At 72.1% G+C, this 20477-nt stretch carries 16 protein-coding genes; 3 read left to right on the forward strand and 13 right to left on the reverse strand.

The features are described 5' to 3' along the window. The first annotated feature begins 59 nt into the window (after positions 1-59). Positions 60-647 carry a 16S rRNA (guanine(966)-N(2))-methyltransferase RsmD gene (rsmD, locus tag ACWEOH_RS17245; protein WP_452033029.1) on the forward strand — a complete coding sequence of 196 codons (588 nt, stop codon included), beginning with the start codon at positions 60-62 and terminating at the stop codon, positions 645-647. On the opposite strand, the gene thiL is transcribed toward rsmD, so the two are convergent. Then, the gene (thiL, locus tag ACWEOH_RS17250; protein WP_452033031.1) at positions 617-1615 is read right to left on the reverse strand and encodes a thiamine-phosphate kinase; all 999 of its coding nucleotides are present in this window, start codon (positions 1613-1615) and stop codon (positions 617-619) included. The genes rsmD and thiL overlap by 31 nt on opposite strands. A gap of 25 nt (positions 1616-1640) precedes the next feature. Between thiL and ACWEOH_RS17255 the strand changes: the two genes are divergently transcribed. Together ACWEOH_RS17255 and ACWEOH_RS17260 are read left to right on the forward strand one after the other, a co-directional pair. After that, complete coding sequence (locus tag ACWEOH_RS17255) at positions 1641-2147, forward strand: DUF3515 domain-containing protein (RefSeq protein WP_452033033.1); 507 nt, start codon at positions 1641-1643, stop codon at positions 2145-2147. A gap of 202 nt (positions 2148-2349) precedes the next feature. Continuing rightward, complete coding sequence (locus ACWEOH_RS17260; protein ID WP_148734700.1) at positions 2350-2631, forward strand: hypothetical protein; 282 nt, start codon at positions 2350-2352, stop codon at positions 2629-2631. Between the two features lie 70 nt (positions 2632-2701). On the opposite strand, the gene ACWEOH_RS17265 is transcribed toward ACWEOH_RS17260, so the two are convergent. The 12 genes from ACWEOH_RS17265 to ACWEOH_RS17320 all read right to left on the reverse strand — a co-directional run bounded on the left by ACWEOH_RS17265 (position 2702) and on the right by ACWEOH_RS17320 (position 20343). Further along, entirely contained in the window at positions 2702-3136 is a 435-nt protein-coding gene (locus tag ACWEOH_RS17265) for a pyridoxamine 5'-phosphate oxidase family protein (RefSeq protein ID WP_148734699.1), read from the reverse strand. Between the two features lie 127 nt (positions 3137-3263). Further along, the gene (locus tag ACWEOH_RS17270; protein WP_452033035.1) at positions 3264-4355 is read right to left on the reverse strand and encodes a D-alanine--D-alanine ligase family protein; all 1092 of its coding nucleotides are present in this window, start codon (positions 4353-4355) and stop codon (positions 3264-3266) included. After that, complete coding sequence (locus ACWEOH_RS17275; RefSeq protein ID WP_452033907.1) at positions 4255-5346, reverse strand: NAD(P)H-dependent glycerol-3-phosphate dehydrogenase; 1092 nt, start codon at positions 5344-5346, stop codon at positions 4255-4257. Before ACWEOH_RS17275 ends, ACWEOH_RS17270 begins: the two co-directional genes overlap by 101 nt. Positions 5347-5380: 34 nt before the next feature. Next, the gene (locus ACWEOH_RS17280; protein ID WP_452033037.1) at positions 5381-6178 is read right to left on the reverse strand and encodes a lysophospholipid acyltransferase family protein; all 798 of its coding nucleotides are present in this window, start codon (positions 6176-6178) and stop codon (positions 5381-5383) included. A gap of 7 nt (positions 6179-6185) precedes the next feature. Further along, on the reverse strand, positions 6186-7556 hold the full coding sequence (murA, locus tag ACWEOH_RS17285) for a UDP-N-acetylglucosamine 1-carboxyvinyltransferase (protein ID WP_452033039.1): 1371 nt from the start codon (positions 7554-7556) through the stop codon (positions 6186-6188). After that, positions 7553-8173, reverse strand: a complete 621-nt coding sequence (leuD, locus tag ACWEOH_RS17290) for a 3-isopropylmalate dehydratase small subunit (RefSeq protein ID WP_148734696.1) — start codon at positions 8171-8173, stop codon at positions 7553-7555. Before leuD ends, murA begins: the two co-directional genes overlap by 4 nt. 2 nt (positions 8174-8175) lie before the next feature. After that, complete coding sequence (gene leuC, locus ACWEOH_RS17295) at positions 8176-9639, reverse strand: 3-isopropylmalate dehydratase large subunit (RefSeq protein ID WP_452033042.1); 1464 nt, start codon at positions 9637-9639, stop codon at positions 8176-8178. 118 nt (positions 9640-9757) lie between these two features. After that, positions 9758-10330, reverse strand: coding sequence for an FHA domain-containing protein (locus ACWEOH_RS17300; protein WP_452033044.1), 573 nt, complete (start codon positions 10328-10330; stop codon positions 9758-9760). A gap of 9 nt (positions 10331-10339) precedes the next feature. Further along, on the reverse strand, positions 10340-12676 hold the full coding sequence (locus tag ACWEOH_RS17305) for a transglutaminase family protein (RefSeq protein WP_452033046.1): 2337 nt from the start codon (positions 12674-12676) through the stop codon (positions 10340-10342). After that, positions 12673-13845, reverse strand: a complete 1173-nt coding sequence (locus ACWEOH_RS17310; protein WP_452033048.1) for a DUF58 domain-containing protein — start codon at positions 13843-13845, stop codon at positions 12673-12675. The genes ACWEOH_RS17305 and ACWEOH_RS17310 overlap by 4 nt, the downstream gene beginning before the upstream one ends. A gap of 137 nt (positions 13846-13982) precedes the next feature. Then, a complete protein-coding gene (locus ACWEOH_RS17315; RefSeq protein ID WP_452033050.1) occupies positions 13983-14951 on the reverse strand; it encodes an AAA family ATPase in 969 nt (322 codons plus the stop codon). A gap of 46 nt (positions 14952-14997) precedes the next feature. After that, the gene (locus ACWEOH_RS17320) at positions 14998-20343 is read right to left on the reverse strand and encodes an Ig-like domain-containing protein (protein ID WP_452033052.1); all 5346 of its coding nucleotides are present in this window, start codon (positions 20341-20343) and stop codon (positions 14998-15000) included. Between the last annotated feature and the right edge of the window lie 134 nt (positions 20344-20477).

Consider the following 20477-nt stretch of genomic DNA (forward strand, 5'->3'; position numbering starts at 1 on the left):
CGGGCACGTGCTCGCGTCGGCATGACACCGCGCAACCGCGCGGATATGCTGCGGGGAGCATGACCCGCATCATCGCCGGATTCGCCGGCTCGCTCTCCCTCGCCGTCCCGCGCTCGGGCACGCGTCCCACGAGCGACCGGGTGCGCGAGGCGATCTTCTCGGCCCTCGACGCGCGCGACGCCGTCGACGGCGGCGCGGTGCTCGACCTCTACGCCGGATCGGGCGCGCTGGGCCTCGAGGCGGCGTCCCGGGGCGCGGCCGAGGTCGTGCTCGTCGAGAAGGCGAAGCCGGCCGCCGACATCTGCCGGCGGAACGCCGAGGCGGTGACACGGGCGGCTCGGGGCCATCGGCCGCGCATCCGGGTCGCCATGCGCAGCGTCGCGTCGTACCTCGAGTCGGCGGCGGGGCCGCTCGACCTCGTGTTCATCGACCCGCCGTACGACCTCGGCGAGGCCGCGCTCGCGCACGACCTCGAGCTGCTGTCGCCCCTGCTCGCGCCCGACGCGGTCGTCGTGGTGGAGCGGAGCTCACGGTCGCCCGAGCCGCGCTGGCCGGCCGGCATCGCGCCCGAGCGGCGCCGCGACTACGGCGAGACCACGCTGTGGTGGGCGGCGGCTCAGCCCGAGCGGCCGTCCCAGCCCGAGTAGGGGTCCCAGCCCTCGGCGTCGATCCCGCGGCCGTCGATGAGCACCTCGCCCGGGGCGGGCACGACGCGGCCGACGACCTCGAACGGCGCGGGCAGCTCGACACCCGGCGGGAACGTCGCGAGCAGGCCGTGGTCCTCCGCGCCGGCGAACGCGACGCGCAGGTCGGCGCCGAGCGCCTCGCCGTCGAAGTCCAGGCCGACGCCGCTCGCCTCGGCGATGCGCCGGGCGTCGCGGGCGAGTCCGTCGGAGACGTCGAGCATCGAGGTCGCTCCCGCGCGCGCGGCCGCCACACCCGCCGCGACGGGCGGGTGCGGCGCCAGCTGGGCCGCCACGAGCTCGGGATGCCGCGCGCGCACCTCGGCGGCCCGTTCGGGATCGGGCTCGCCTGCGGCATCCGTGCCCTCGGCGAAGAGCAGCGCGAGGCCGCGGGCCGCGTCGCCCCGGGCGCCCGCGTGCGCCAGCACGTCGCCGACGCGCGCGCCCGAGCGCAGCACCGGCGCGCGGCCCTCGAGGTCGCCGAACGCCGTCACCGCGATCGTGAGCACGGTCGATGCCGAGAGGTCGCCGCCCACTACCCCGGCGCCCGGCGCGAGCGCCGCGAGGCCCTCGTGAAGCCCGTCGGCGATGCCCTCGAGCACGGCGGCGGGCGTCGTCGGCGGGGCGGCGATGGCGACGACGAGCGCGGTGGGCCGGGCGCCCATCGCCGCGACGTCGGTGAGGTTGGTGGCCGCGGCCTTCCAGCCCAGCTCGAACGGCGTCGACCAGGCGAGCCGGAAGTCGGGCCCGTGCACGAGCAGGTCGGTCGTCACGACGTACCGGCCGTCGGCGGCCGCCACCACCGCGGCGTCGTCGCCCGCGCCGAGCAGCGCCGCATCGCCCGACGCGAGCCGCGGCAGGATGCGGGCGAGCATGCGCGACTCGCCCAGTTCGCCGATGGTCGGCGACTCGGTGCGCGCAGGTCGTTCCATGCCTCTCACGGTAGCCTGAACGGCGATGCCCCACCCCACTGCTCCCCTGCCCCGGCGCGCGCTGCGGCGCGTCGCATTCGCCGTCGGCCTCGCCGTCGCCGGGACGATCGCGCTCGCCGGCTGCAGCCAGGCCGTCCCGTTCGACCCCGCGCCCGAGGCGACCGACGCCGACTGCGCCGCCGTGATCGTGCGCCTGCCCGACGTCGTCGCCGGCCAGGCCGAGCGCGAGACCAACGCGCAGGGCACGGGCGCGTGGGGCAACCCCGCATCGGTGCTGCTGCGCTGCGGCGTCGAACCCCTCGGTCCGACGACCGACCGGTGCGTGAGCGTCGACGGCGTCGACTGGGTCATCGACGAGTCCGATGCCCCGCGTTACCTGTTCACGACCTTCGGGCGCACGCCCGCGGTCGAGGTGCTCATCGACAACGACGTGGTCTCGGGCACGACCGCGATCGCCGACCTCTCGTCGGCCGTCTCGGCGATCCCCGCCGAGGGCGGCTGCACGAATGTCGACGACGCGGTCATCGGCTGAGCCGCGGCGGTCCCGCTGCCTCCGGCACCCCCTGACCGGGGGCTTGTCCGATCATCGCGTGCGACCTAACCTGAGGCATCCTCGCCTATGGAGGACTGCAGCGACCCGGGTCCCAAGGCTGCCCTCTTCGGCGCGGTGGGGGGTGCCACCCGACACTCCTCCCATGTGGGCACACTGTGCCCCCGCATCCCGAGGGGGAAGCATGCGGAAGATCCTCGCGACGTGCGCGCTGGCCGGCCTGCTGGTCACCGCGCCCGCCATGGGCGCCATGGCGGCGCCGCTGCCCGACAACTGTACGAAGGACCGCGGAACGGTCTCGTGCGAGACGTTCGAGGGCCCCGGCAACAACCAGGCCGGCGTCGGCTCCACGTCGACCACGGAGACCAAGGGCAACACCTCGAACACGAGTCCCGAGCCGCAGGAGCTCGAGGACGAGTGCACGGTCAACCCGCCGTCGAGCCAGGGCGCGCCGAACTCCTGCTGACCCGACACGGCCCGGACGTCGGCCCTCCGCACATGCCTCCGGGGATGCGGAGGGCCGACCTCGTGCCGCGTCAGCTCGCGTCGAGGCCCGCTTCGGGCTCGGGACCGAACGTCACGCGGCGTCCGCTGATCACGTCGGCGTCGATGCGGATGAAGTTGCGCTTCACCGTCGGGATCCACGGCACGAGCGACGCCGCCTCCGCCTCGGCGATCTCGTCCGCGCTCTCGAGCGCCCGGGCGCGACCCTTGATGACGACGCTCCACCCGTCGGTCGCGCCGTAGTCGTCGATCTCGAAGGCCACCTTGTTGTTCACCGTCACGCCGAACAGCTTCGTGCCCTCCGCGGTGCGCAGGAGCACGCCGCCCTCGACGGTCGTGTAGTTGATCGGGAAGATCTCGGGCTGATCGCCGATCGAGACGGCCAGCCTTCCGAAGTCCTTCTCCACGAGCAGGGCCCAGCACTCGTCGTCGCTGAGGACCTTCACCGGTTCGCGTTCTTCAGCCATGCCACCATCGTTGCACGCGGTCGCGCCCTCGTCATGGGACATACGACCCGCGCGTCGAGGTCGGCCGCCTCGCCGCGGCACGGCACGTCGAGAGCCGCGGTCGGATGCCGCGGCGCCGCGCCGAGGCTCAGCGGCTGCCGCGCGCGTGCCCGACGTCGATGAGCTCCGAGATGAGCTCGGGGTACGTGAGCCCCGAGTTCAACCAGCAGGTCGGGAACATCGAGATGGGCGTGAACCCCGGCATGGTGTTGACCTCGTTGACGACGAAGCCCTCGTCGGTGAGGAACACGTCGACCCGGGCGAGCCCTTCGCCGCCGATCGCCTCGAACGCCCGCCGGGCGATGCGGCGCAGCTCGAAGAGCTCGCCGTCGCCGAGGTCGGCCGGGCAGATGAGGTCGACGCCGGGCGCGTCGAGGTACTTCGCGTCGAAGTCGTAGAAGTCGCGGCCGGTGACGACGACCTCGCCGGCGACGCTCACGCGCGGCCCCTGGCCGTCGCGGCCCTCGAGCACGCCGCACTCGATCTCGCGGCCGACGACCGCGGCCTCGACGAGCACCGTGCGGTCCTCCGCGAAGGCGACGTCGAGGGCGGCGTGCAGCTCCGACCAGTCGGACACCTTGCTCACGCCCACCGACGAGCCCGCACGGGCGGGCTTCACGAACACCGGCAGGCCGAGTCCGTGCACGCGGCGCTTCCACAGCTCGGGGTCGGCGGCGAGAGCGGCCCGGGTGAGCGTCACCCACGGGGCGACGGCGATGCCGGCGCCCTCGAGCACGGTCTTCGTCACGTGCTTGTCCATGCCGATCGCCGACGCCAGCACGCCGTTGCCGACGTAGGGCAGTCCGACGAGCTCGAGCAGGCCCTGCACGGTGCCGTCCTCGCCGAAGCGGCCGTGCAGGATCGGAAGGACGACGTCGACTTCGCCGAGCGAGCGCTCGCCCGCGGCATCCGTCACCCGGACCTCGCGCGAGGCCGAGCTCTCGGGCCAGCGCACGCGCGTGCCGTTGTCGACGACCTCGGGCAGGTGCGCCGGGTCGAGTGCGTAGCGGGCCGGGTCATCGGCCTCGAGCACGAAGGCGCCGTCTCGGGTGATCCCGACCGGGATCACCTCGTAGCGGTCACGGTCGATCGCCCCCAGGATCCCGCCCGCCGTTGCGCAGCTGATCGAGTGCTCGCTTGAACGCCCGCCGAACAGCAGAACCACCCTGAGCTTGTCCATCCAATGTCCTTTCGCCCTGGGGCTCGTCGTCGGTCGTGAGGTGCGGTGCGATGTCCTTCGGGTCCAGCGTGCCCGCGAGCACCTGCCGGACCTGCTCGACGATGGGCATCTCCACGCCCTTCGCCCGCGCGAGCTCGAGGATCGGACCCACCGAGGCGAGTCCCTCGGTGGTTTGCTGCATGCGGTTGACCACGTCGGGCAGCTTGTAGCCCTGGCCGAGCAGGCGCCCGGCGGTGTTGTTGCGCGACAGCGGCGACTGGCACGTCGCGATGAGGTCGCCGAGGCCCGCGAGGCCCGAGAGCGTGTCGGGGTGCGCGCCGTAGGCGACCGCGAAGTCGGTCATCTCGACGAGACCGCGCGTGATGATCGAGGCCTTGGTGTTCTCGCCGTAGCCCGCGCCGTCGACGATGCCGATCGCCACGGCGATGAGGTTCTTCAGCACGCCGCCGAACTCGGTGCCGATCACGTCGGTGTTCACGAACGAGTGGAAGTACTTGTTTCGCGAGATGGAGGCCACGGACTGCGCCGTCTCGAGGCTCGTCGACGACACGACGGCGGCCGTCGGCTGCTCCCTCGCGATCTCGAGCGCCAGGTTGGGGCCCGAGATCACCGCGATGTTGGACTCGGCGATGGGCAGCACCTCGGCGATGACCTCGCTCATGCGGTGGCCGGTCGACTTCTCGACGCCCTTCATCAGCGAAATGACCGCGGCGTTGGCCCCCAGGTGGGGCTCGGCGGCGATGAGGTTCTGGCGCAGCGTCTGGCTCGGCACGCACACGTACACCTGCTCGGCGCCCGCGAGCGCGAGGTCCATGCGGCTCGTGGCGCGCAGGCCGATCGGCAGGTTGATGCCCGGGAGGTAGTCGCTGTTGCGCCGCGCCTCCTGGATCTCGCGCGCCAGCTCGGGCCGGCGCGCCCAGATCATGACGTCGGCGCCGCCGTCGGCGAGGATCTTCGCGAACGTGGTGCCCCAGCTGCCGGCGCCGAGCACCGCCACGCGCTTCCCGGGTGCGCGGCGCCCCGTCCTACGATTCAACGCGATCCGTCCCCTCCTGGTCGAGGCGACCGGTCTCCTTCTGGCCGTGCTTGACCGGGTCCCAGCGCTCGGCGGGTGCCGGCTCGCCGCGCAGCTCGGCGAGGAGCGCGGCGATGGCGTCCATGAGCACCGTGGTCGCGGCCGTGAGGCTCGCCTGGTCGAGCCTGCCCTCGAACGACGAGAGGTCGATCGGCTCCCCGACGATGACGTCGACGGTCTTGCGGGGGAAGAGGCTCAGCTTCTTGCCGTAGCGCGGGAGGATCTGCTGCGTGCCCCAGTGGGCCGCGGGCACGAGCGGGATGCCGCGCTCGATCGCGATCCGCACCGCGCCCGTCTTGCCGCGCATCGGCCACAGGTCGGGATCGCGCGTGAGCGAGCCCTCGGGGTACACGATGACCATGCGGCCCTTGGAGACGAGGTCTTCGGCCGCGCGGATGGCCGCGTGGCTCTGGCTGCCGCTGCGCTCCACCGGGATCTGCCCCGAGGTGCGCAGGACCCAGCCGAGCACCGGGTTCTTGAAGAGCGACGCCTTCGCGAGGAACCGCGGCGCGCGGCCGAGCTTCCACGAGGCGACGCCCATCACGAGCGGGTCGACCTCGCTGTAGTGGTTGGGCGACAGCACGAAGGCGCCGGTCTGCGGCATCCGCTCTGCGTGGTGGAAGCGGTACTTCACCGCCAGGTTCCAGAGCGGGATGATCAGGGCGGCGAGGAGCCAGAAGAACGACGGACGGCGCTTCTCGGCCCCCGGCTTCGCCGCACGCGCAGCGGTCGGGTCTTGTTGTGGCACGGACCCATTATCCTTCGAGCGTGAAGTCCGCCCCGAGCAGCTCCAGCTTGGTGATGAAGTTCTCGTAGCCGCGTGCGATGATCCCGACGTTCGACACGGTCGAACGGCCCTCGGCGGTCAGGGCCGCGATGAGGTGGCTGAAGCCGCCGCGCAGGTCGGGCACCTCGATGTCGGCGCCGTGGAGCTTGGCCGGACCCGAGATGACCGCGGAGTGCTGGAAGTTGCGCTGGCCGAACCGGCACGGGCGGCCGCCGAGGCACTCCTTGTGCACGTCGATCGACGCGCCCATCTCGACGAGCGCGTCGACGAAGCCGAACCGCTGCTCGTAGACGGTCTCGTGCACGATCGACACGCCCTTGGCCTTCGACAGCGCCACCACGAGCGGCTGCTGCCAGTCGGTCATGAACCCGGGGTGCACGTCGGTCTCGATGATGACCGGCTTGAGCTCGCCGCCCGGGTGGTAGAAGCGGATGCCGTCCTCTTGGATCTCGAACGCGCCGCCGACCTTGCGGTACACGTTGAGGAAGGTGAGCATCTCGGCCTGGCGGGCGCCGCCGACGAAGATGTCGCCGTCGGTCGCGAGCGCCGCGGCCGCCCAGCTGGCGGCCTCGTTGCGGTCGAAGAGGGCGCGGTGCGTGTAGCCCTGCAGCTTCTCGACGCCCTCGATGCGGATCACGCGGTCGGTGTCGACCGTGATGATGGCGCCCATCTTCTGGAGGATGTTGATGAGGTCCATGATCTCGGGCTCGATCGCCGCACCCGAGAGTTCGGTGATGCCGTCGGCGAGCACCGCGGTGAGCAGCACCTGCTCGGTCGCGCCGACGCTCGGGTAGGGCAGCGAGACCTTGGCGCCGTGCAGGCCGTTGGGGGCCGACATCCGGATGCCGCTCGGGAGCTTCTCGACGATGGCGCCGAAGTTGCGCAGCACCTCGAGGTGGAAGTCGATCGGGCGGTCGCCGATGCGGCAGCCGCCGAGGTCGGGGATGAACGCCTCGCCGAGGCGGTGCAGGAGCGGGCCGCAGAAGAGGATCGGGATGCGGCTCGAGCCGGCGTGCGCGTCGATGTCGGCCATGTGCGCCGACTCGACCGCCGACGGGTCGAGGATGAGCTCGCCCTCGTCGACGCCGTGCGTGACGCTCACGCCGTGCACCTCGAGGAGCCCGCGCACGATGCGGACGTCGCTGATGTTCGGCACGTCCTTCAGCACGCTGGGGGTGTCGCCGAGGATGGCCGCGACCATCGCCTTCGTGACGAGGTTCTTCGCGCCCTTGAGCTCGATGCGACCGCGCAACGGCTTGCCGCCGTTGATCGTGATGCGGTCGACGTTCAATCCGACTGCCGTCGCGTGGTTCTTGGCGTCCTGCCCGAGTGTGTTCACAGACTCCCTGATTCTGCCGGCTCCCGGATGGGGAGGGTCTTCGGCCGCCAAGCCTCGCGATGTGACTCGAACTCGGCGATCGACTCCTCGTCCCGCAGGGTGAGCCCGATGTCGTCGAGCCCTTCGAGAAGCCTCCACCGAGTGTAGTCGTCGATGTCGAACGGCACCGTGAGCGCGCCCGCGCTCACCGTACGCTCAACCAGATCGACCGTGACGGGTATTCCCGGCTCGGCCTCGATGGCCTCCCAGAGGCGCTCGACGTCCTCGTAGGCGACCTGGGCGGCGAGCAGGCCCTGCTTGCCCGAGTTCCCGCGGAAGATGTCGCCGAAGCGCGAGCTGATGACGACGTCGAAACCGTAGTCGCGCAGCGCCCAGACGGCGTGCTCGCGGCTCGATCCGGTGCCGAAGTCGGGCCCGGCGATGAGGACGCGGGCGCCCGCGTAGGCCGGGTCGTTGAGGATGAAGTCGGGGTCCTGGCGCCACGCGTGGAAGAGCGCGTCGTCGAAGCCGGTCTTCGTCACCCGCTTGAGGAACACGGCCGGGATGATCTGGTCGGTGTCGACGTTCGAGCGGCGCAGCGGGACCGCCACGCCCGTCACGGTGCTGAGCTTCTCCATGGTCAGCGTCCCTCCACGTCGTTCTGCAGGTCCCACGGGCTCGACAGCGTGCCGCGGATGGCCGTGGCCGCCGCGACGAGCGGGGAGACGAGGTGCGTGCGCCCGCCCTTGCCCTGGCGTCCCTCGAAGTTGCGGTTCGACGTCGAGGCGCAGCGCTCCCCCGGTGCCAGCTGGTCGGGGTTCATGCCGAGGCACATCGAGCAGCCCGCGAAGCGCCACTCGGCGCCGAACTCCTCGAACACCTTGTCGAGGCCCTCGGCCTCGGCCTCGAGGCGCACGCGGGCGGAGCCGGGCACGACCATGACGCGCACGCCGTCGGCCTTCCTCTTGCCCTTCACGATCGACGCGAACGCCCGGAGGTCCTCGATGCGGCTGTTCGTGCACGAGCCCATGAACACGGCGTCGACGTGGATGTCCTTCAGCGGCGTTCCGGGCGCGAGGTCCATGTACTCCAGCGCGCGCTCGGCGGCGGCGCGCTCGTGCTGGTCGTCGATGCTCGCCGGGTCGGGCACGGCCTCGCTCAACGAGACGCCCTGGCCCGGGTTCGTACCCCAGGTGACGAACGGCTCGAGCGCGTCGGCGTCGATGAAGACCTCGGCATCGAACTCGGCGCCCTCGTCGGTCGCGAGGGTGCGCCAGTACGCGACGGCGTCGTCCCAGTCGGCGCCCTGCGGGGCGTGCGCGCGGCCCTCGAGGTAGGCGAACGTCGTCTCGTCGGGGGCGACCATGCCGGCGCGCGCGCCGGCCTCGATCGACATGTTGCAGATGGTCATGCGGCCGTCCATCGAGAGCGCGCGGATGGCGCTGCCGCGGTACTCGAGCACGTAGCCCTGGCCGCCGCCCGTGCCGATCTTCGCGATGACCGCGAGGATGATGTCCTTCGCCGTGACGCCGGGGCGCAGCGTGCCCTCGACGTTGATCGCCATGGTCTTGAACGGCTTCAGCGGCAGCGTCTGCGTCGCGAGCACGTGCTCGACCTCGCTCGTGCCGATGCCGAACGCCATGGCGCCGAAGGCGCCGTGGGTCGACGTGTGCGAGTCGCCGCACACCACGGTGATGCCCGGCTGCGTGAGCCCGAGCTGCGGGCCGACGACGTGCACGATGCCCTGCTCCTTGTCGCCGAGCGAGTGCAGGCGGATGCCGAACTCCGCGGCGTTGCGGCGGAGCGTCTCGATCTGCGTGCGGCTCGTCGGGTCGGCGATGGGCTTGTCGATGTCGAGCGTCGGGGTGTTGTGGTCCTCCGTCGCGATCGTCAGGTCGGGTCGCCGCACCGGGCGTCCGGCCACGCGCAGGCCGTCGAAGGCCTGGGGGCTCGTGACCTCGTGCACGAGGTGGAGGTCGATGTAGATGAGGTCGGGCGTGCCGTCCTCGCCCCTCTTCACGAGATGGGCGTCCCAGACCTTCTCGGCCAGGGTGCGCGGTCGTGCTTCGGGCGTGGTCACGCCGTTCGCGGGTGTGTGTTCCATGCGTTCGCTTCCTCAGGATCTGCGGTCAGCCGACGACGAACTCCGCGACGGGATCGGCCTAGAACGAGGCCCCGCCGCGGCACCGAAGGAGAAGTCGCGGAGCACGCACCATCTCAGGCTACACCGTGTGGAGCGGCGCCCGATCCACGCGGACGGCGAACTCCCCGAGCAGCAGGGTCGACCCGCCGGCCACCTCGGATGCCACGCCGGGGTCGAGTTCGCGGGCCTCGCCGTCGGGCGTCAGCACGCGCGTACCGTTCGTCGAATGCAGGTCGGTCACGGTCACTCGGCCATCGACGACCTCGACGAGCGCATGCGTCTTGGAGACCGAGCGCGCCGGGTCGGCGAGCGGGATCGGCGCGGCATCCGGTCGCGTCGCCTCGGCCGACGGATCGCGCCCGAGCACCACCGGACGCAGGAGCAGCACCTCGAGCCCGCCGGGCGCGCGCAATCGCCAGGCGCCGGGCTGCGGGGTCGGCGTCGGCGCCTCGATGCGCTCCTCGACCGCGTCCGCGCCGCCCTCCGCGGGCGTTGGCCCGGGCACCGCCGTCGGACGGAGACCGGGCGGCGGCGCGAAGGCGGGCAACGACCGCGGCGGCGCAGCGCGCACGGTGCGGTCGGGCTCCTCGCTCGGCGGCGGCGCCGACGGGATCAGCCCCGGCGGCGGGACGATGAAGTCCGGCGATTCCACGGCATCACTCTAGCGCCGGCGGTGCAGCCGGTAGCGGCTGATGAGCCGCCGCAGGCGGCCTGCGGCGCGGGCGACCGCGTCGGTCGAGGCGTCTGCGGCCGTCCAGCGCTCGTCGACCACGGCGTCGGTCACGTCGCCGCCGCCGAACACGTCGCGGTCGATGGTGGCCGCGAGCGTGGCGAGCCGTACGGGTGCAGCCGCGCCCGGTCCCGCCGCGGCATCCGCCCGGCGAGTCGGCCCGGTGGTCGGCAGTGCGGCGGCCAGCCCCTGCTCGTCGACCTGCCGCTCGAGGACCCGTGCGGCCTGCAGCCGGGTGCCCTGGGCGGGCGGCTCGAAGCCGAGCTCGGCCCAGCGGTCGACGAGCTCCTCCCATGCGCCTGCGGACTGCCGGTCCCGGGCGCCGGAGCGCCGCCGACGACGGCGCCGATGCTTCACGAGCCCGACGAACAGCATCGGGAGGAAGACCACCGCGGCGGGGATGCCGATCGCGGCGAGGGTCACCCAGACCCACGCCGGAAGCTGGAACGGACGATCGCGATCGTCGTCGTCGGTGTCGTCGATCTCCACCGTCGTGAGCAGTTCGTCCTCGACGTGCTCGGCACGCGGCGGCTGGCGCACCTGCGGCTGCGGCTCGGACTTCGGCTTCGGCGTCTGCTCCTGCGGCACGTCGACCTGGTCGGGGGTCGGCCGGAACGAGATCCAGCCGACGCCCTCGAAGGGCACCTCGACCCAGGCGGTGACGTCGCCGCCAAGGACCTCGACGTCGTCGGCGCCCTCGGCGACCTCGGGAGCGAACCCCATCACGACGCGCGCCGGGTAGCCCAGGTGGCGCGCCATCAGCGCCATCGCCGCCGCGTACTGCTCCTCGTCGCCGACCATCTGCGTTCGGGTGAACAGCTCGATCAGTCGATCGGCACCATGTCCGGCTCGCGACGGCACCGAGTCACTGGCCAGGCCGTGGCTCAGGAAGCCCCCGGTCTTCAGCGCGCGCTCGATCGCCCGCAGCTGCTCGATCGGCGTCGCCGCATCGCCGGCGTACTCCTCCGCCTTGGCGGCCACGACGTCGGGCACGTTCTCGACCGCGGGCATCGGCACGCGTGCGACCGGCACGTCGACGAGGTCCTCGAGGTCGGGCTCCTGCTGGACGCGCGACTCGAGGCGGTAGCGGGCGTCGGCGCCGACCCCGCTCGTGAGCACGGCGGTGCCGGCTGGCGCGTTGTAGCGCAGGTCCCCTGCGCGGGATCCGGTACCGGCGTCGAGCAGCTCCAGCGTGGTGCCGTAGCCCACCGTCGGCAGCCAGACGTCGTGGTACGACGCGCCCGTCACCTCGATCGCCCGTGCGCTGCCGAGGCTCGCGAGCGGCGGTTCGGGCAGCGTCGAGCCGACGATCGTATAGCCGCCGTCGTCGGCGTCCTCGGGCCCCGCGACCGTCCACAGGCGGCCCGTGTACGCGTCCATGGTCGCCAGCCGGATGATATCGCCGGGCTGGAGTCCCGTCACCCGGAACAGCGGCTCCTCGGCGAGGTCCTTCGTGTACGTGCGGAATCCCGCGAGCGGGCTCGGGAACTCGAGGGGGTCGAACGGAGGCACGACCTGCTCGCGCAGCACGAAGCGATCCGGCGAGGTCGGGGCGATGGCCAGCCCGGTGACGGCGCCGAGCGCCACGGCTCCCGCCACGACCGCGGCCGAGCCGGTGAGCTTGCGCCGGCGCAGGCGCGCGGCGCCCTCTGCGGAGGCCTCGACGGTCGCACCCCTGCGCCAGGCGAGCCAGACCAGGGCGACCGCGGCGAACGCGACGCCGCGCACGCCCGCGAGGAACGCCTCGTCCGTGCCGAGCAGGATTCCCGACAGGTAGAGCAGCAGCGGGCCGACGAGCACGACGGCCGATCGCAGCGGCGTCCGCTTCACGGCGAGCCAGCGGAGCACGAGCATCGACCCCACGAGCGACACGAGCCACGCCGCGAAGTACGGCACGGCGGCCACGTAGTACGGGGCTTCGACCGGCGCGCCGATCGTGAGGATTTCGGCCCAGCCGAAGACGGCGCCGATGGCGAGGCCGGCGAGTGATTCGAGGCTCGGGAGCACGCCGAGCAGTCCGACCTGCGCCATCGTGAACGGCGTGCCGATGAGGAAGTAGGCGGCGAGTCCGAGCAGCACGGTGGTGAGGACGCCGAGCCGCCACACGGTGCCTGCGATGGCGGCCAGCGTGCCGACGGCGAGGCCGGCGACCGCAGCCAGCATGAAGTTCAGGTCGCCGAAGCTGGTCTCGTAGCCGGCGATACCGAGCAGGGCGAGCACCGAGAGCACGGCGAGGTCGCCCCATGCGGAGCGCGGGATGCGGGTCACGGTCGAACCCTCCGCACGAGCCGGGACAGTTCGTCGAGCGAGCCGACGGTCACGACGGTCGAGTCGGCGACGCGCATGATGCGCGACGGGGCGCCGGGTTCGGCGCGGAAGGCGATCACCTGGGTGTCGGGTCCGAAGACCGTCTCGACGGCGCGGAACTCCGCAAGCGGCGCGAGCGAGCCGCCGACGACGATGACGACGCTCGGCGTCGGGATGCGCTTCGACGCCTCGCGCACGAGGTCCCGGATCGAGGGCGTTCCCGCGTCGAGGGGTTGGATGCGGCTGGTGTCGTCGAGGAGCGAGGTCGGCGTCGCGGTGCGGAGGCGGAGGCGGTCGGTCACGGTCGCGAGACGCGTCGCATCGCGGATGACCTGCAGGCCGATCGACGCGAGCACCGACACGGCGAGCTCGAACTCCTGCTCGGAGGCGTAGTGGCCGGCCGCCGTGGCCTGGACGAGGAGCAGCTGCGAGCGCCGGGTCTCCTCGTACTGTCGCACCATGAGCTGCCCGGTGCGCGCCGAGGTGCGCCAGTGCACGTTGCGCAGCGCATCGCCCGGCTCGTAGGCGCGCAGCGCGTGGAAGGAGATGTCGTTGTCGGTGATCGTCTTCGTGACCTCGCCCTCGAGGTCGCGCACGAGCCCGGCCGCCGAAGGGCGCAGTCGCGCCGTCACCGGGTGGACGAAGAGCTCGACGGGCTCCGTCCAGCGCACCTCGCGCCGCAGCAGCCCGAGCTGGTCGCCCCGCACCGACACGGCGGGTCCGGCGACGATGACGGCACGCCGGTTGGTCGGCACCGCGAACAGCTCCTCGTGCTCCGCGCCCGGCTCGAGGGCGGGAACCACGAACTCGGCGACGCCTGCGCCCACGGGGAGCTCGATGCGCGAGGGGACGGATGCCGCGTCGCCGGCGTTCGCGACGACGAGCCGGCCGAGCGCGCGCTCCCCCGCCACGACGCGCGAGGGCTGCAGCTCGATGCCCACCCGGTAGTGCATGCGGCCGAACACGAAGGGCACCGACACGAGCAGCGCGCCGAGGAGCGTCGCGCCGAGGAAGGCGAACTCGATCCAGCCGAAGCCCCATGCGAGGCCGAACGAGACCGCCGCAGCGAGCAGCACGAGCCATCCGACGCCCGACACCACGCCCGTCACCGGGGCGCTCGCGCGTCCCACGCGAGCACCGCCGGCACGCAGCCGGCTCGCCAAGCCGCCGGCAGATGCCGCGAGCGAACGCGCGACCGAACGGATCGCGATGCGCGTCTGCGAGGGGGTGCTGGCGGGAGTCGTCGCAGGCGCGCCGGTCTCGGCCGTCATGCCGCCCGGTACGCGGGCGGTGCCACGTCGATCAGGGCGCGTGAGACGATGTCCTCGGCCGTGACGCCGGCGAACTCCGACTCGGGGTCGACGATGATGCGGTGCGCGAGCACCGGCACCGCCAGGTCGCGCACGTCGTCGGGCGTCGCGTACGAGCGTCCGTGGGCGATCGCCCACGTCTTGACCGCGCGCGCGAGCGCCAGCGCGCCGCGCATGCTGACGCCGAGCGCGGAGTCGCCGTGCTCGCGGGTCGCCGACACGATCTGGTTGAGGTACGACAGCACCGCGGCATCCACGTGCACCTCGGAGGCCAGCTGCGCCATCGTGGTGACGGAGCTCGACGCGATGATCGGCGCGACCTTCGAGGCGCGGGCGCGGTTCGCCGAGTCGAGCAGCAGCGTCACCGCCGTGTCGTGGTCGGGGTAGCCGAGCGACGTCTTGATGAGGAACCGATCGAGCTGTGCCTCGGGCAGCGAGTAGGTGCCCGCCTGCTCGACCGGGTTCTGGGTCGCGATGACCATGAACGGCGAGCCGACCTCGTAGCTCTGGCCGTCGACGGTGACCCGGCCCTCCTCCATCACCTCGAGGAGCGCCGACTGCGTCTTCGGGCTCGCGCGGTTGATCTCGTCGGCCAGCACGATGGACGCGAAGATCGGTCCCCGGTGGAACTCGAAACGGCCCTTGCCCTGGTCGTAGATCGTCACGCCCGTGACGTCCGACGGCAGCAGGTCGGGGGTGAACTGGATGCGCGAGTTCGTGCCGTCGAGGGTGTTCGCCAGCGCCTTGGCGAGCACGGTCTTGCCGGTGCCCGGGAAGTCCTCGAGCAGCACGTGCCCGTCGGAGAGCAGCGCGGTGAGCACCAGCTCGATGACGTCGCGCTTGCCGAGGATCGCGCGGTCGACATTGTCGACGAGCTTCGAGAAGGCGTCCTGGAACCAGAGCGCCTGCTCCTGCGTCACTGACATGTCATCTCCTTCAGGTATCCGGCCGGGGCCGGGCGTCGCACGTGGGTCACCACGTGTTGTAGCCGAGGTTGTTCCACTGGGTTCCGCTGATCGCGCCCAGGGTGCGCGACGTGCCGCCGCTCACGTTCTCGAAGCGCACGGCGATCGTCTCGCTCGCCTGGCGGATGCCGAGGTGGTTCTGCAGCTGGAGCTGGCCGTTCGCACCGACGTCGACGGTCTGCTGGTAGCCGCAGCACGCACCGCCGTTGATCGTGGCGTAGACGCGGTAGGTGCCCGGGTCCATGTTGCTCCACGTGATGCGCACCTCCGCGCATCCGCCGCCGCCGCTGTCGCAGGATCGACTCGGCCCCTTGCCGATCGTGCCCGACGGCTGCGGGTTCTGCACGGTGAAGTTCGTCGTCGCGGCGGGACCGGGACTGCCACTGCCCACGTTGACCGCGCGAACCTGCGCGCTGTGCCCGCCCGCCCCGACGCCGGTGAACCGATGCGAGCGGTCGGTGCCCGAGCCGACCCAGCCGCCGGAGTCGAGCCTGACCTCGTAGCGGACGCTCCCGCCGCCGGTGTCGGAGGGCGCGGCCCAGCTGAGGTCGACGCTCGTGGGCGCCGTGCCGTTCACCTGGGCGCTGAGGCTGCGCGGCGCGGTGGGCGTGCCGTACGGCGTGACCGTTGGCGACGGCGCCGACCACGCGCCCCACCCGATGGCGTTGTGCGCACGCACGCGGAACGTGTACGCGGTGCCGTTGTTCAGGGGGTCGACGCGGTAGTTCGTGCCGCCTGCCGATGCGGCCACGTCGCGGATCGAGCCGTTGACGTCGAGCTGGTAGCCGTCGATCGGGGAGTTGTTGTTCGCCGGGATGTTCCAGCGCACCGTCGCAGCGCCGTCGCCGGCCGACGCGGTCGGCGCGTTGGGCGCGTCGGGTTCGTCGCGGACGGTGACGATGACGCGGCCCTGCACCTCACGGGCGGGATCGCGCGTGCCGTCCTGGATGCGGTAGATCACGCTCAGCGTTCCGGTGAAGCCGGCCCCGGTGCGCACCGTGACGTCGGACGCGGTGAAGCTCGCCGACGCGGCCGACCCGACGTCGGCCTGGTCGATCCTTGCGTCCACGACCCGGAGCGGGGAGTCGGGCGCGAACGGGTTGAAGTCGTTCGCGAGCACGTCGACGGCACGCGAGTCGCTGCGTTGCAGCTCGACGGCGTCGTCGTTCGCCTTCGGCAGGGCGCGGGTGGACGACACGACGCGCACGTCGACGTACCCGGGCACCGTGAACTCGTTGAAGGTGACGTCGAACGTGATGCGCGCACTCGTGCCGGGCTGGACGCCGAGCGGCGAGGACACGCGCAGGATCGAGCCCTCGACGATCTCGGCCTGGATGTCGGCCGACGTGCCGGCCAGGTTCGAGTACGTGATGCGCTCGATGTTGTCGGGGTTGGGCTGGTCGCTCGACTCGCGCAGGTCGAGCTCGAGCGGCGCCTCGCCGGCCTCGATGGTCTCGCTGCGGGGCGTGAAGGTCGGCGGGGTGTCGTTGAAGTTCGGATCGCCGACCGTGATGGGGATGGTGAGGATCGCGGTGCGCCCGATCGGATCCGTGGCGCTCTTGCCGTCGGTCACCTCGAAGGTGAGGGAGGCCGCGCCCCGGTAGTCCGGTGCGGGCACGAACTGCAGGGCCGTGCCGCTCACCATCGCCGCCTCGCGCGCGTTGGTCGCCGATGCCGAGAGCACGAGCGCCGGATTGCCCGACGGCACGACGACGAGGTCGTCGACGTTCCAGCTGATCCGGCCGTTCATGGGCACGATGACCTCGCCGATGTCGGCGAGGTACGGCGCGGGGAACTTCGCCTTCTCCTCGGCTGCGAGCTCCTCGGGCGTCTTCGGCCGCTGCGTCTCCTCCACCGTGTCGTCGCCCGAGGGCACGGCCGGCACGATCACGAACGCCATCGCCGACAGGTCGTCGAGCTCGTTCGTCAGGCGATACGCCACCGCATAGCGCTGCCGCCCCGGCGTGACCTCGATGCTGCCGTCGGATGCCACCTCGGCTCGGCCGGCGTTGGGTCCCTCGACCGTGACGACGAGGTCCTCGACCAGTCCGCCCGGGTTCGTGGCGTCGCCGAGCGGCGTGACGCCGATCGGTTCCCCGTCGACCACCTGCTCGGGCTCGATGACCTGGTCCTCGGCCGTCGGCGGCTCGATGACCGCATCCTCGGTCACCGCGACCTGCAGGAAGGCGGTGTCGGCGCCGCCGTGCCCGTTGGAGATCTCGTACCGGATCGTGTACGCCGCCTCCTGCTGCGGTGCCGTGACGACGATGCGCCGCCGGTCGCGGATCTCGGCCTCGATGCCGTCGTCGACCTCGGGGAGGTCGGCGACGCTGAGGCTGAAGCCGCTCGGGTCGGAGTCGTTCAGCAGCACCTCCACCGAGGCGGTGCGGCCCGGCTTCATCTCGATGGCGTCGTCGACCGCCGTCGGCGGCAGCTGCACGACGGGCCGCGGCACCACGCCGATGCGGATGGTGCCTTCTGCGGTCGCGCCGAACGTGTCGCGCAGCTCGTAGGTGAACGAGTCGGTGCCGGCCGAGCCGGCGAAGGCCTCGTAGGTCAGCGAGGTGCTCGTGCGCTCGATGACCCGACCGAGGTTCGGCGGCGCCGAGATGCCGGTCAGCGTCACCGAGTCGCCGTCGGGGTCGAGCTGGTCGAGCGGGATGTCGATCTTCACGGCCGAGCCGGCGAAGGTGCGGGACGTGAGCGGCGTCGGCAGAGGAGGGCGGTTCGTGCCGGCATCCCTCGCGACGACCGTGAAGCTCACGGTCGCGCGCGCCGATTGCTCGTAGTCGTCGCCCACCGTGTAGACCACGGAGAAGACGCCGGGGGTCTCGGGTGCCTGGAACCGCACGGACTCGCCGTCGACGAAGGCGAGGCCGTCGGGCGTCTCGACGTCGGTGAGCTCGGGCAGCACGTGGAGCTTGGCGGCGTCGGGATGGTAGTCGTTGTCGAGCACGGGGACGGTGACGATGTCGCCCGCGCGCACGATGGCGCCGTCGTCGACGGCGACGGGCGGCTGGTGCTTCACGAGCGGCGGGACGGGGACGACCGTGACCGTGGCCGTGGAGGCGTTCACGCCGTCGGAGACCGTATAGCTGAACTGCAGCTGGCGGTCGAGGGCCTGCGACGCGGTGACCCGGGTGACGGTGTTGGTGAGGATCTCGACCGACACGAGGCCCTCGGCTGCGGCGTCGTCGACGGACTGCACCGCGAGCACGCGGCCCGACGGCGAGACGTCGTTCGCGAGCACGGGCACCGACAGCGGCTCGCCCGGCCGGAGGTAGGCCGTGTCCTTCACGGCGATCGGCGGCGGCGCCTCGTCGGGCTGCTCCACGACCTGCACGCGCAGGAGTCCCTTGCTCACCGCGGCACCCGCGCCCACGTCGTAGAGGAACACGTACTCGCCCGGAACGTTGCTCGCGAAGGCGATCGTGCCGCGTTCGACGTTGGGCGTCACGGTCGCGTTCTCGGGGACCTCCTGCACGCCGAGCAGTTCGAGCCCCGCTCCCGACGGCGACAGGTCGTTCGCGAGCGGCTCGATGAGCTCGGTCTCGCCGGCGAACACGCGCGCGAAGTCGGGCGTGCCGATCGGGTTCAGCGTTCCGGTCGGCTTCACGTCGACCACGAGCGTGCCCGCCGCGGTGGACTGTCCGTCCGAGACCGTGAACTGCACCTCCTTCTGCCCCAGCTCGGCCGACCGATGCTCGAACGTGAGGTACCCGTCAGGGCTCGATCGCACGGTGTCGCCACCGGTCGGGGACGCGTTCACGAGGTACAGGTCGTCGCCGTCGGGGTCGTTCCAGTCGCCGAGCACGTTGTACGAGAGCTGCTGGCCCTGCTCGACGCTGATGGCGCCCGAGCGCATCGACGTCGGGGCCGCGTTCTCGCTCTCGGGCACGATGCGCACGTCGACGGATGCCTCGGCGACCCCGCCGCGGCCGTCGTCGACGGAGTAGCGGAACGACACCGTGCCCGCAGCCCCCTCGGCGGGTGCGAACTGCAGTGCGCGGCCACCGTCGATGAGCTCGAGCCGGCCCGCGGCATCCGAGATCTCGGTCGTGCCCGCCACCGTCAGCACGTCGCCGTCGGGATCGGTGTCGTTCTCGAGCACCTCGAGGATCGTCGTGCGGCCAGGGCGCACCCCGTAGTCGTCGTCGCGGGCGACCGGGGGCCGATTGACGTCGGTGCGCTCGGCCAGCGTGTCCTCGAAGGTCTGCTGGGCGCTCTTCTCGTCGCCCTCGAGCTCCTCGCTCTCCTCGGGCGGCGTGACCTCCTCCCAGTTGTCGACGAGCCGCAGGTCGGAGTCGACGAGCCAGGAGTTGCCGTTCGTGAGGTTGTTGAGCACGATCACGTCGCGATTGACGCGGAACTCGAGGCGCGAGCCCGCGGTCGGCTGGTCGATCGAGACGACCTTCGGCTCCTGGTCGTCGCACGCCGCGAGGTACGTGCCGGTCGTGGCCCAGGCGCCGTGGATGCAGTCGCCGAGTCGCACGGGGGCGGCGACCTCGTCGCGCGACGCGGCCGCGGCACCCGCCTCGTTCCCGATCACGCGGGCCTCGCCGCCGTCGAGCGGCACGTCGAGCAGCGCCGAGCCCGTGGCGAGCACGACCCGGTCGCGCTCGGGCCCCGTCTGCTGGAGCCGCAGGGCGGGCTCGGGAAGCTCGATGGTGCGCCCGTCGACGATGATCGCGTCGGCCTCGACGTCGAACGCGACGGCGCGCTCCCCGACCGCCGCGAGCTGGTGCCGGCCCAGCGCCGGGAGCCCGGAGGCCTGCGGCTCGCCGGCGTGGCGTCGCAGAGTGAGCAGTTCCGCATCGTCGGGCGACGTGGCGAAGATCGTGCCCTCGGCGCTGACGGCGACCTGCGCCTCGTCGCCGAGCTCGGCGACGGGCTCGGAACCGCGGTAGTCGAAGGACAGCTCGCCCCCCGCCGGCACCCGCCAGAGCTCGCCCTCGGGCGAGAGCACGGCGAGGACGTCGCCGCCGTAGGCGATCTTCGACGCGGGCGGCACGTCGATGCGCTGCACGAGCGTGGTGAACGACGGGTCGATGCGCTCGAGCGATCCCACGCTCGGGTCGAACAGGAACGCATCCTCGCCGTCCTGGAAGACGTCGATCTCGTTCGTGGCGGTCGCGACGGCGGCGTCGAGCTCCTCGATCTGGCGGTTGAGCCGCCCCGCGAGCAGTTCCTCGGCGTTGGTGACCCAGACCTCGCGCGCGCGCAGGTCGGGATCGGTGACCGGGAACCCCTGGTGCAGCACGGCGAACCCGAGCGGCACGCCGACGAGCACGGCCAGCGCGGTGGCCGAGGCGACCTGCTTGCGACCGCGCAGCCAGGACGCGAAGGTACCCACGCTCGACTCCCCCGGATGAACTCGCCTGATCGCTCGCAATGGAAATCCGACCGCTCGGCGGCCGGACGCTGATCACGCTAACACGCGATCCCACGCCCTCGAAATGGGGACATCTCCCCATCCGCGCACGCCCA

It is taken from the genome of Agromyces sp. NPDC004153, from assembly GCF_053603635.1.